Genomic DNA, 12,371 nt, shown 5'->3' with positions numbered 1-12,371 from the left:
GGGCGCCTTTATGGTGAGATTAGATATTGCAGACAAAGTCCCAGTCGGCACTCTTGCCAGGCTCGGTGCTGGTCCACCACTTGGCCTCGTACACGGCGGTGGCATTTTTCATGCGATCGCCGCCAAGGGCATGGCTTGGATTACCGGCCCAGTCGGTACGAGGGAAGTTGGGGTAAGCAGGAATGCTTGCAGCATCAATGGCTTTGGATGTGCAGCTATCCACAGGGGCTGTGCTGCACGCCGGGTCGTCCGGTGTTGCATTACAGTCCAGCGGCGGCGTGGTGCCATCGCCGTTACCGCCGCTGCCAGTGCCAAAACCGTAGGTTTTGCCACCAAAGCTGACGGTAAAGTTGGAGGGCATAGACACAGGCAGATAGTACTTGATGGTGCCATCAAGACTTGCGCCCGGGGCGAGTGACTTCCAGCTTGGCAGCACAAACTTAACGCGGTGGAACTCCTGCTCAAGGCCGCCGATATTATTGCCGGCCGCATTGGAGCCATCCTTAATCACGCTTAAGTTAAGGCCTGACTGATCGCTTATCTGCGCCGAGGTGGCGGTGGAAATATCAAACTCAAACACGGCGCCGCCCGGAATGGTGACACTGCTTTGGTTGACTATGGTGAGGGTTGGCGTAATGGGGTAGTTGTTATCCCCTTCTTTAAAGCCCGACAGGCTCGCGCTGAGCGAGAGTGACTCGGCAGGTTTAGTGCCACTGCCGATGGCGTTGCCATATGGCGCTGCGCTGGCAAAGGCATTGTAGGCAATGCTGGTCAGGGTATCGCCCATAAAGAACTCACCGCTGCCACCATTGCGCTCAGGGTACCAGCTGTAGTCACCGGCAAGCTCCCAGAACATCACGCCGCCAATGCCTTTATCCACCACATACTGCACCTTGGCGCGCATGGACTCTTCATCTTCGGTGGAAATAAACACCTTTTTCTGCGGATTCCACAGCCAGGGCGCAACCGCTGTTGCATCATAGTGACGCTGATACACGCCGCTCAGCTGATGGGCGGAGTTAGCCGCATTCAGACCATAAGCCGCAAGGTAGCTTGGCAATACACCGGCTTCGAGGTTTTTGGCGTGCCACATGGGGTTGGAGCCAGCAAAAATCTCTTTGCCATTGCTGTCCAGGTCGTGCCAGAGGTTATCAATACCCTGCGCGCCGTAGCCGCAGTTGGCCGTACCTTCGCCGGTACCGGTCGGACAGGCATTTTGATCCGGCGCAGGCGCAAGCCCCCACAGACCATTGTCGCCGCCATTCACACCCTGCCAGCCACGGGTGTAGTAAGGCAGGCCGATGTTGATGCGACCGGCAGGCAGTGAGCCGCGGAAATAATGATAAGCCCAGTCGGTATTCAGATACCCAATCCCGCCATATTGAGCCGTGCTGTACACGCTCCATTTGGCAAGCTCGGCATCAAGACCCGTGTCATACAGCGGCGCGTTGTGACCAACAAAGTCGTTCCAGGCGCCGTGCAGGTCGTAGCTCATGATGTTGACGTAATCCAGATATTTGGTCATCTGGTACGCTTCCATGCCTCGCAGCAAATAACCTGATGCAGGCGCGGCCACGGTCAGCAGATAGTGCTTGCCATCTTCACGGCCGGCCGCATCGAGCTTCTCGCGCAGGGTTTTCATCAGCGCATCGTATTGCTTGAACAGCGAGCCACGCAGCGGCTCGGAGATCCAGAAGTCATCGGGATTTCCCGCCTTGCCCATGGACGAGGCGTATTCATAGTCAATGTCGGCGCCATCAAAGCCGTAGCTGCGCAGGAACGCCACCACCGAGTCGGCAAAGGTGTCGATACCGGCCTGGGTCTTGGTCATCTCATAAAAACCGCCGCTCGCCACCCGCTTGCCGCTGTCATCGAAATAGCCGCCGGTTTCGGCCCAGCCACCGATGGAAATCAGTGTTTTGACCTCGGGATGCTGCTTTTTGAACTTGTTCAGCAGGTTAAAGTGACCTGTATAGCTGAATCCCGGGTCCATTTCCGCGCCCGCGACACCGGGCCAGCTCATGTTGGTGGCCGCATTATCGATGGCCTGTGGATTGCCGATAGAAACCTTGTTATTGGCATCAATATGGGCAAAGGCATAGTTGATGTGGGTAATTTTGCCCCAGGGAATGTCCTTGGCAAGGTAGGATGGCTGGCCGTTTTTGCCGGTGCGCCAGGAGGTGAAATAACCTATCACCCGGCGGGCATGATCGGCCCCCATCTTCTCGCGGCCCTGCTCGTCATACACCAAACAATACAGCGAGTTACCAACAAGTCCTTCGGGGCGACAGGCCTCGTGATCGGTTGGCATATCGCCAACAAACCCAGTCACGGCCACAGAGCGGCTCTCAAGCCCGGCGTTATCCACCGCGCTCGCCTGCAGACTCAGGTTGCCATCGGCAGGAGCGAAACTCACTTCATAGGGCGCGGCATCATCCACGGCAATCAAGCTGCCGTTGGCATAGAAACTCACCGAGCTTACGCTGCCATCGGCATCGCTGGCAGCGGCGCTCAGGGTAAGAGTGGCTCCGGATGCAAGTGTAAAACCGTTTGCCGGAGCGCTGACACTTACAGCTGGCGCCTGATTGGCCACGCCGACGGTGAGATTAACCTCGGCCGAGCGCCCTTCTGCGCCGCTGCCATCAAAGGCGCGGCTTTGCAGGCGATAGCTGCCGGCGGTGGCGGGTGTCCAGCTGAATTGCCAGGGCGCGGCGCTGTCACTCAGCGCGCGGCTGCCATTAACCCAAAGCTCGACCCGTTTTACCGCATCACCACTGTCGGCGTCATTCGCCTCAACAGACACCAACACCGCCTCACCCTCGGTGACAACGCTGTCATTTGCCGGCGAAAGAATGTCGCTCACAGGCGGTAAATTGGCGCTGTTTTCAACACTGATTTGTACCTTGGCTTCGCTTTCGGCGCCCTTGTCATCGACGACTTTGGCAACGACTTCAACAGCGCCAGTGATGGAGGCGGTCCAGGGCGAGCTGATGGCCGCGCCATTGGCAAACCAACTGATACTTGCAACCGTGCCGTCCGGATCGGACGCTGCGGCAATAAGTTCAACCACTTCGCCTGGGCTCAGTTTACTGCCTTGCACAGGTGAGCTGATTGCAACGACCGGTGGCTGATTGGGTGACACGCCATCACAGCTGCCAAGTGAGCTCCATACGCCCCACTCGGTTGACTGCGACGGATTGTCGTTTTGGGTCCACCATTTGTTTTGATACAGCTGACTGTTGTACGTCACCTTGGTTGGCGTGGCATACACAGAGGCTGCCTGCCAGGGGGCAATGCCCTGACAGTCGACGGCAAATGCCGGGTGGATTGTGGTTGCAGACAGCGCAAGCGCCGTGCACAACGCCAGGCGGTGAACGCCTAGAGGGCGACCGCGGTTAGGGTAAATTGTCATACTCAGGACCTCAGTTATTGCTTTAATTGTGTTTTTCCGAATCCCGGCAATGCGGGTACGCGGCCGAATTGCCTTGAGGAACAGCTTCGGTTTTTTTAACTTAGCCCCGATTTAACAAAAAGTTAACCACATAAAGTTGTAAATTGATTACATTTTGATCGTGAATATTCGATATTACTGAATTTAAAGGTGAATATTTTTGTAAAAAGCTTGCGAAAATTGCATTCAAATACAGTTATTGATGTGGCATACGCTTTACAAAATGGCGTGGCGGTAACGAAACCCTTATACTGCGCGCCATTTATTGCTGTGCATAACCCAAGGTTGCCGTATGCCACTGACCGATACCCAAAGCCCCTTTCCCGACGCCATCGCCAAACGAATTGACAGCGCCGAAGCGCGGGTGATCAAGGCGGTATTTCCTTCCAACACCAACCATCACAACACCCTCTTTGGTGGTGAAGCATTGGCCTGGATGGATGAAACCGCCTTTATCGCCGCGACCCGCTTTTGCCGTAAACCCCTGGTCACCGTGAGCTCCGACCGGATTGACTTCAATAAAGCCATTCCCGCCGGCAGCCTTGCCGAGTTGATTGCCAGGGTTATTCATGTGGGTAACACCAGCCTTAAAGTGGAAGTGAACATCTTTGTCGAGGACATGTATCAGGACAAACGCGAGCATGCGATTCGCGGCGTATTCACTTTTGTGGCGGTAGATGAAAACCGCAAGCCGACCCGCGTCTGGGAGCACGACTGACCATAATTTCACCGAAAAATCGACCTTCTGACCAGAAAGGCCGCTTTCGAGATCGAAAATCAGATATACAACTTTAGTCTAAGCTTATGGAAAACCTATGGATTTAAAGTATTTACTGCGGATAAATCCATAGGATCCTGTCTCTCTTTTCTGTTACATTGGGTTCAAAGCACGATTAAGAACAATAAGAACCCTGCAACATGAAACTCGAGAATCTCAATATCATCATTGCCGATGATCACCCCTTGTTTCGCAATGCCCTGCGTCAGGCTTTGAGCAGCGCCTTTGCCGACACCCGTTGGTTTGAAGCAGACAGCGCCGATGCGCTGGAGCAAGTGCTCGGGGGCGCGGATGTGGATTACGATCTGGTGCTGCTGGATCTGCAGATGCCCGGCTCCCACGGCTATTCGACCCTTATTCATCTTCGCTCCCACTACCCCGATATCCCGGTGGTGGTGATTTCTGCCCACGAAGACACCCAGACCATCAGCCGCGCCATTCATTACGGCAGCGCCGGTTTTATCCCCAAGTCAGCCTCGATGGAAACCCTCACCGAAGCCATGACCGCCGTGCTGTATGGCGATATCTGGCTGCCGGCCGGCATTGAACTTATCCGGATAGAAGAAGACGGCACAGATCAGATGGCAAGCAAACTCTCAGAGCTGACGCCGCAGCAATACCGTGTGCTGCAAATGTTTGCCGAAGGGCTGCTCAACAAACAAATTGCCTACGATCTGGGCGTGTCTGAAGCCACCATCAAGGCCCACGCCACCGCGATTTTCAGAAAACTTGGGGTGCGCAACCGCACACAGGCAGTAATTGCCCTGCAGCAGCTGGAAATGGATAAGGTGGATTTGGGTTAAATAATCACTCGCCAGACACATCAAAAGGCCGCATAGAGTGCGGCCTTTTTGCGTCTTGGTTGCGCCTTGCTTACGTCGGGCTTCAGCCCCGCAGGCTTTCGCGCAGCTGGTAATAGAGCATGCCGATGGCAAGCGCCTGATTACCAAACCATTCGTTAAGCGGAATGCGCCAGTGCTTCATGCCGGCAAACAGACCAAATTCCCGTAAATCGCCATCGATAGCCTTGGCCATGATCTCGGACATAATGTGGCTGGTCGCCACGCCATGGCCTGAGTAGCCCTGGCAGTAGTACACGTGCTCCGAGACTTTGCCAAGCTGGGGAATTCGGTTAATTACAATCCCGGCCATACCGGCCCAGGCAAACTCAATCTCAACGCCTTTGAGGCGCGGGAAGGTGCGCTCAATCGCCGGACGCAGCTCGTCGGCCACGTTTTTGGGGTCACGGCCGCTGTAGTTGGTACCGCCGCCGAACATCAAGCGGTTGTCGGCGGTAAGGCGATAATAATCCAGCACAAAACGGCAGTCGTACACGGCAAGGTTATGGGGGTTGATGGCCCTGGCAACCTCATCGCTGAGCTTAACCGTCGCGCAATTGCCAAGGGATGCCGGAAACAGCATGCCGCGCAGTTTGGGGCGCCCAAGCTTGTGATAAGCGTTACCGGCTATCATCACCTTGTCGGCGGTCACGCTGCCCATGGCGGTTTTCACCACTGGGCGCACGCCATCGACTATGTCGAGCACCTGCGAGCCTTCAAAGATCCGCACGCCCAAACTTTCAGCCGCCCTCGCCTCACCAATACAGAGGTTGACCGAGTGCAGGTGCATGTTCTTTTTATTGAGCAGACCGCCGTGATACAGCGGCGATTCGAGATAGTTAGGCATCTCGTGTTTTTCGACCAGCGTCAGCATGTCACCCATGCCGCGCCGCTCAGCCTCCGCCTGCATGGACTTAAGTTCATCCATGTGAGCGGGCTTGAATGCGGTATGCAGGTGGCCAAAGCGCAAATCGCAGTCGATATTGTACTTGGCCACCCGATGTTTGATGATGTCATGACCCCGCCACCTGAGCGACCACACATAATCTTCGGCTTCAGCGCCGATGCGGTTTCTCAGTTGTTTGGTCATGGCGTTGTCGCCCGATAATGAACCTGTGACCTGACCGCCGTTTCGGCCGGTCGCGCCCCAGGCAATTTTGTTGGCTTCCAGCAAGACCACACTGTAACCCCGCTCGGCCAGCTCCAGTGCGGTATTCACACCGGTAAAACCGCCGCCGATAATGGCTACATCTGCCTGAATGTCCCCCACCAGCGCCGGATAATCGGTTTCGTGCTTGATAGTGGCGTTGTAGTAGGACGCGCAGCGAGCTTGCATGGATAACTCCGTTTTTTATTTTTTACGGATGTTAGCGACATATCCAACAAGCGGTCAATGGGGTGAGCAGAATTTTGCTCACTTTTGGATGATTTATTTAACGAACGCATAACTTTTGCCCGCCCGAAAACAAAAACGCCGCCTCGGAAAAGGCGGCGCAGGCGTTAAACCAGCGACATTGCTGAATAAATCCGGCTCATTTTACCAGGCTTGAGATAAGGGCCCTGAGCGCGGCCGGTTTTACCATCTTGGCCATGTAGTGATAGCCGCGGCGCTGCACGTCCTCAACCAGCTCTTTGCGGGTGTTGGCGGTGATAAGAATGCCGGGCAGATGCTCACCATAAAGGGCACGAATACCGTCCATGGCATCTACGCCGTTCTGACCATCATCAAGGTGAAAATCCGCCAGTACTATGTCCGGCGCCACCCCTTTAAGGCCCAGCTTGATGCGCGCATCACTGAGATCTCGGGCGCAAATCACCTCGCACTGCCAGCGGCTCAGCAGGCTCTCAAGCCCGGCAAGAATCGCCTCTTCGTTATCGATACACAGCACCTTAACCCCCGCAAGCGGCTGCAGCATGGCAGGCCTTTTGGCCGCAACCGGCGTCAGTACGGTTTTGCCAAGAGGCACACTAATCGAAAACACCGAGCCGCGGCCAAGCATGGACGCCACCTTGATGTCGTGATCGAGCACCTTACTGATGCGGTCTGCAATCGCAAGCCCCAATCCCAAACCGCTCACGCCCTTGCTGTGGGGATTGGAAAGACGCTTGAACTCTTTAAAGATTTCATGCACTTCTTTTTCATCTATGCCGCAGCCGGTGTCGAGCACCTGGATTTCAAGCTCGCCCGGACGATGACGACAGCCCAGCAGCACCCGCCCGCCGCGGGCATAGCGATAAGCATTGGTGAGAAAATTCTGCAGCACCCTGCGAAGCAGCGCCGGATCGGAGTTGACCGTGGCAGTGCTTGGCACCATGGCAAAGCGAATATGGTTATCCTTGCCCATGGCCTCAAACTCCACCGCAAGGCCGGTGAGTATGTCGGCAACGGCAAAGTCGCGCCGATTCACTTCCACCATGCCCGAATCGAGTTTGGAAATATCCAAAAGGTCGGTCAGCAGTTCACCGGCGATTTTCAGTGAGCTGTTAACGTGCGACAGCGTCGTGCGCGCCTCATCATCAAGGTTGCTGTACTGGGAGAGCGATGCGGTAAAAAGCCGTGCCGCGTTAAGCGGCTGCATCAGGTCGTGGCCCACCGCCGCAAGAAAACGGCTCTTGGAGGCGTTGGCCATCTCTTCCTGTGCCTTGGCTTCAAGCAATTGACTGTTGAGCATGGCAAGCTCGTAGGTACGCTCCTTCACCCGCGACTCAAGGGTTTCGTTGGCGTTTTTGAGCGCCCGCTCCTGGGCTCGGTACTGGGTAATGTCGGTAAAGGTCATCACAAAGCCGCCATCGGGCATGGGATTACCCTGAATTTTGATGACCTTGCCATCACTTCTGGCCCGCTCAGAGCTGTGGGCGGTGCCATCGCGCATATGCTGCACCCGCCGCTCGACCTGCTCTTCGATGTCACCCGGGCCGCAATAACCCCGCGCGGCATTGAAGCGGATAACCTCACTGATGGGCATGCCGGCCTGCAAAAAATCTTCCGGATACTGGTACAGCTCGCTGTAGCGGGCATTCCAGGCCACCAGGTTAAGGTTGCTGTCGACCACGCTGATGCCTTCATAGGCATGCTCGATGGCGCCGCGCAGCATCTCTTGGCTGAGCATCACCTTGGAGGAGGCTTCATCCACCAGTGACAGCACTTCATCGAGCGCCAGATCGCGCCCCTTGATAACGGAATCGAGCACCAAAGAAGCACTCGATGCACCAAGCACCCCGGCGAGCATATGTTCGGTATGGGCAATCAGCTCAGGGCTTGCCGCCTTGTTCCAGCCGTCACTGCTCACCGCATCGGGCGAGAAGCGGCTGAAGCTTTGGTAAGCGCGGGTGGCGCTGACAAAGCGGCTTGCGAGCATCAATAGCTCCTGCTGGGAAATCGGCCCGGTTTTGCGGGTACCTGTGCTTTTAAGCTCACCGGGGGAGACAAAGCTGCTCGCCTGAATACGCTCCACCACACCTGCGCGAAACCAAAGCGACCCCAGAATGTAAAACATGGTGTTCACCATGACGGCAAGGAGAGTGTCGCTGACGTTGGGGCTGATGTAAGACAGCAGCCACACATCAGAAAGCCCCGCACTGGCAAGGCGCTCACCCGCGCCCTGCAGCAGCACCCACATCCACAGGCCAAAACCGGCCGCAAGCCCAAGAAACACCCCTGCGCGGTTGCCGTGTTTCCAGTAAAGGCCGCCCACCAACGCAGGGGCAAGCTGGGCAAAGGCACCAAAGGCGAGCATACCGAGGTGCGCCAGCGAATCGCTGTCGGCAAGGTACAAAAACGAGAAGTAACCCACCGCCAGAATAAGCACGATGGCAAGGCGGCGGGCGTTCAGCAGAAACTGCGAGAACTGGGCAAAATTCTTTTCGCGGATCCGGCCGCCCCGCAGCATCAACGGCACCAGCCACTCGTTGCTTATCATGATGGAAATGGTCACCACCGCCACTATCACCATGCCGGTGGCCGCTGACAGAGTCCCAAGCAGCGCAATAATCGCCAGCCAATCCGCGCCAAGGGCGAGCGGCATGTTAATCACATAGGTATCGGCCGGCACCGAATCGCCAAGCACAAGCTTTCCGGCAAGGGCGAGCGGCGCAACAAAAAGACCAAAGAGCGCCAGGTAAATCGGAAATATCCAGCGGCCACGGCTAAGCACACTTTCACCGGCGCACTCCACCACCATCACGTGAAACTGCCTTGGCATACACAAAAAGGCGGCAATGCCCACCAGCAGATCCGGCAGTATGGCTTCGAGTTTAAGTTTCGGATGTTCAATCAGCGCCGCCGCGTTGGCCTTATCCCAGATATCGCCAAAACCGCCGAACACGCCAAAGCTGATAAAAATACCGACCAGCAAAAAGGCGGCGATTTTAACAAGGGATTCAAAGGCGATGGCGAGCATCATGCCAGGGTTATGCTCAGTGGCATCAAGCTTGCGGGTACCAAATAAGATGGCAAACACCGCCAGCACCACCGAAATCACCAGCGCCACACTGAAACCGTCGAGCGGCTCGCCGGCCGGTTGGAATAAGTTGAGTGACGCCACCATGGCTTTAAGCTGCAGCGCGATATAAGGCATGATGCCAAAGAGCGCTATCAGGGTAACCAGCGCCGCCAGCAGCTGCGACTTGCCATAACGGGCGGCAATAAAGTCGGCCACCGAGGTGATATTTTGCGCCTTGGACACCACCACCATTTTGCGCAGCATGCCAAAGCCGAGGGTAAAAATCAGAATGGGGCCGAGGAAAATCGGCAAAAACGACCACAGATTACCGGCCGACTGCCCCACTGTGCCCAAAAAGCTCCAGGACGAGCAGTACACCGCCAGACTCAGGCCATAAATCCAGGTTTGCAGCCTTTTTGTTACGCCGCTGAACCAGCGCTCCGCGCCCCACGCCAGCAGGAACAACAAAAACACGTAAAAAACCGCAATAACGGAGACAAACAGGGTCAGATTCATAGTATTCTCATTTTTTACGCCCATTGTGCCTTGAAAATCGGCGGAAATCCAGCCAGCAATATGTTCGCAACAGGCTAAAAAATAAGGGAAAAAGCAAACTAGACCAAGGTCTAATAGTGTGAGTTGTGCCCCACGCCCATACTCATTGCCACGCAACAAATATAAAAGGGAAGCCCTATGAGCATGCAGTCTCTCTACACAGTGCCTGCCGAAATCGCGGCCAACGCGCTGGTAAACAACGAACAATATCAGAAGATGTACCAGGAATCCGTCAGCAACCCTGAAGGATTCTGGGCAGAGCAGGCCAAGCGAATAGACTGGATCCGGCCATTCACAGAGGTCAAAGACACTTCCTACAACGACCAGAATCTGTATATCAAATGGTTTGCCGACGGCACCCTGAACGCCTCGGCCAACTGTCTGGACCGTCATCTGGCCACCAAGGGCGACACAGTTGCCATTATCTGGGAAGGCGATGATGCCGCCGAACAGCGCACCATCACCTACCGCGAACTGCATGCCGATGTATGCCGCTTTGCCAATGCCCTCAAAGCACAGGGCGTGAAAAAAGGTGACGTGGTTACCATCTATATGCCCATGGTGCCGGAAGCGGCCGTGGCCATGCTCGCCTGTGCCCGCATTGGTGCTATCCACTCAGTGGTATTTGGCGGCTTCTCCCCTGACTCCATCGCCTCACGGGTGATTGATGGCAAGTCAAAACTGCTTATTACCGCCGATGAAGGTCTGCGCGGCGGCCGTAAAATTCCGCTGAAAGCCAACATCGACGAGGCGCTGAGCCGCCCGGATGTGACCACGGTAGAAACCGTACTGGTGCTTAAGCGTACCGGCGGCAAGGTCAGCTGGACCGAAGGTCGCGATCTGTGGTGGGATGATGTGGTTGCCGCAGCCGATGCCAACTGCCCCGCTGAAGAAATGGGCGCCGAAGATCCGCTGTTTTTGCTGTACACCTCAGGCTCAACCGGTAACCCCAAGGGCGTGCTGCACACCACCGGCGGTTACATGGTCTATGCCTCGATGACCCACGAGTATGTGTTCGATTACAAACCGGGTGAAGTCTACTGGTGTACCGCCGATGTGGGCTGGATCACCGGCCACAGCTACATGGTGTACGGCCCGCTCGCCAATGGCGCCACCGTGCTTATCCACGAAGGTATTCCCAATTTCCCAAGCCCTGCGCGCATGGGTGAAATCATCGACCGTCATCAGGTCAATATCCTGTACACGGCGCCAACCCTTATCCGTGCCCTGATGGCCGAAGGCAAACAGCATTTCGATGGTTTCGATGGCAAGTCGCTTAGGATCATGGGCTCTGTGGGTGAGCCTATCAACCCCGAAGCCTGGCGCTGGTACCACGAAGTCATAGGCCATGAGCATTGCCCGATTGTGGATACCTGGTGGCAGACTGAAACCGGCGGCATCCTCATCACCCCGCTGCCCGGCGCAACCGACACCAAACCCGGCTCGGCCACCCGCCCCTTCTTTGGCGTGCAGCCTGCGCTGGTTGACAACGAAGGCAACATCCTGGAAGGCGCCACCGAGGGCAACCTAGTGCTGCTGGACTCCTGGCCCGGTCAGATGCGCACCGTTTATGGCGACCATGAACGCTTTGTGCTGACCTACTTCAAGACCTTCCGCGGCATGTATTTCACCGGTGACGGTGCCCGCCGTGACGAAGACGGTTACTACTGGATCACCGGCCGTGTGGACGACGTGATTAACGTATCAGGCCACCGCCTCGGCACCGCCGAAGTGGAAAGCGCTCTGGTGGCGCACGATCTGGTGGCTGAAGCGGCTGTTGTGGGTTATCCGCACGATATCAAGGGCCAGGGCATTTACGCTTACGTGACGCTGACCAAGGGTACCGAACCGACTGAAGAGCTGCGTCAGGAGCTGCGTCAGTGGGTACGTAAGGAAATCGGCGCGCTGGCAACACCGGATCTTATCCAGTGGGCAAGCGGTCTGCCAAAGACCCGCTCAGGCAAAATCATGCGCCGTTTCCTGCGTAAGATTGCCGCCAACGAAATTACCAATCTGGGTGATTCGTCTACCCTGGCCGATCCATCGGTTATCGATACCCTTATCGAAAGCCGCCTGAACCGCGCCGACTGAGCACCGCTTTAGCGTCACCCCTAAATCTTCTCCTCAAGTTTGGCCCCTGTTTCAGGGGCCTTTTTTTATCCGCTTGCTGCGATTGCCCCCGCCTTTGGCTGGACGCAGGCCGCTTAGCTGTTACACTCGCCACAGAACTCTTTATCCCTAGCCTTGTGTATCGGCAGCTTTGTGTATTATCAGCCTTGTGTATTGTCGCCAAAGAGACACGCTCA

The 12,371-nt window shown here is 56.1% G+C and carries 6 protein-coding genes; 3 read left to right on the top strand and 3 right to left on the bottom strand.

The features are described from left to right. Window positions 1-19 precede the first annotated feature (19 nt). Complete coding sequence (locus KJI95_RS14970) at window positions 20-3,412, bottom strand: glycosyl hydrolase family 18 protein (RefSeq protein ID WP_214507999.1); 3,393 nt, start codon at window positions 3,410-3,412, stop codon at window positions 20-22. Between the two features lie 331 nt (window positions 3,413-3,743). Between KJI95_RS14970 and KJI95_RS14965 the strand changes: the two genes are divergently transcribed. Beyond that, on the top strand, window positions 3,744-4,169 hold the full coding sequence (locus tag KJI95_RS14965; RefSeq protein ID WP_214507998.1) for an acyl-CoA thioesterase: 426 nt from the start codon (window positions 3,744-3,746) through the stop codon (window positions 4,167-4,169). Between the two features lie 200 nt (window positions 4,170-4,369). Next, window positions 4,370-5,032, top strand: a complete 663-nt coding sequence (locus tag KJI95_RS14960; protein WP_214507997.1) for a response regulator transcription factor — start codon at window positions 4,370-4,372, stop codon at window positions 5,030-5,032. Window positions 5,033-5,114: 82 nt separating this feature from the next. Here the strand turns inward: KJI95_RS14960 and KJI95_RS14955 are convergent, their stop codons facing one another. After that, window positions 5,115-6,404 carry an NAD(P)/FAD-dependent oxidoreductase gene (locus KJI95_RS14955; protein ID WP_214507996.1) on the bottom strand — a complete coding sequence of 430 codons (1,290 nt, stop codon included), beginning with the start codon at window positions 6,402-6,404 and terminating at the stop codon, window positions 5,115-5,117. Between the two features lie 196 nt (window positions 6,405-6,600). Beyond that, the gene (locus KJI95_RS14950; protein WP_214507995.1) at window positions 6,601-10,026 is read right to left on the bottom strand and encodes a hybrid sensor histidine kinase/response regulator; all 3,426 of its coding nucleotides are present in this window, start codon (window positions 10,024-10,026) and stop codon (window positions 6,601-6,603) included. Window positions 10,027-10,203: 177 nt separating this feature from the next. Between KJI95_RS14950 and acs the strand changes: the two genes are divergently transcribed. Continuing rightward, the gene (acs, locus tag KJI95_RS14945) at window positions 10,204-12,156 is read left to right on the top strand and encodes an acetate--CoA ligase (protein ID WP_214507994.1); all 1,953 of its coding nucleotides are present in this window, start codon (window positions 10,204-10,206) and stop codon (window positions 12,154-12,156) included. Window positions 12,157-12,371: the final 215 nt, after the last annotated feature.

It is taken from the genome of Shewanella jiangmenensis (assembly GCF_018596335.1).
GTDB classification, from domain to species: domain Bacteria; phylum Pseudomonadota; class Gammaproteobacteria; order Enterobacterales; family Shewanellaceae; genus Shewanella; species Shewanella jiangmenensis.
Note: the sequence above shows the minus strand (reverse complement) of the source record. Positions and strands in the feature narration are given on the sequence as shown.

Bases quoted from the DNA above. Each gene is read 5' to 3' on its own strand.
- KJI95_RS14970 (WP_214507999.1), bottom strand. From the start codon at position 3,412: ATGACAATTTACCCTAACCGCGGTCGCCCTCTAGGCGTTCACCGCCTG.
- KJI95_RS14965 (WP_214507998.1), top strand. From the start codon at position 3,744: ATGCCACTGACCGATACCCAAAGCCCCTTTCCCGACGCCATCGCCAAA.
- KJI95_RS14960 (WP_214507997.1), top strand. From the start codon at position 4,370: ATGAAACTCGAGAATCTCAATATCATCATTGCCGATGATCACCCCTTG.
- KJI95_RS14955 (WP_214507996.1), bottom strand. From the start codon at position 6,404: ATGCAAGCTCGCTGCGCGTCCTACTACAACGCCACTATCAAGCACGAA.
- KJI95_RS14950 (WP_214507995.1), bottom strand. From the start codon at position 10,026: ATGAATCTGACCCTGTTTGTCTCCGTTATTGCGGTTTTTTACGTGTTT.
- acs (WP_214507994.1), top strand. From the start codon at position 10,204: ATGAGCATGCAGTCTCTCTACACAGTGCCTGCCGAAATCGCGGCCAAC.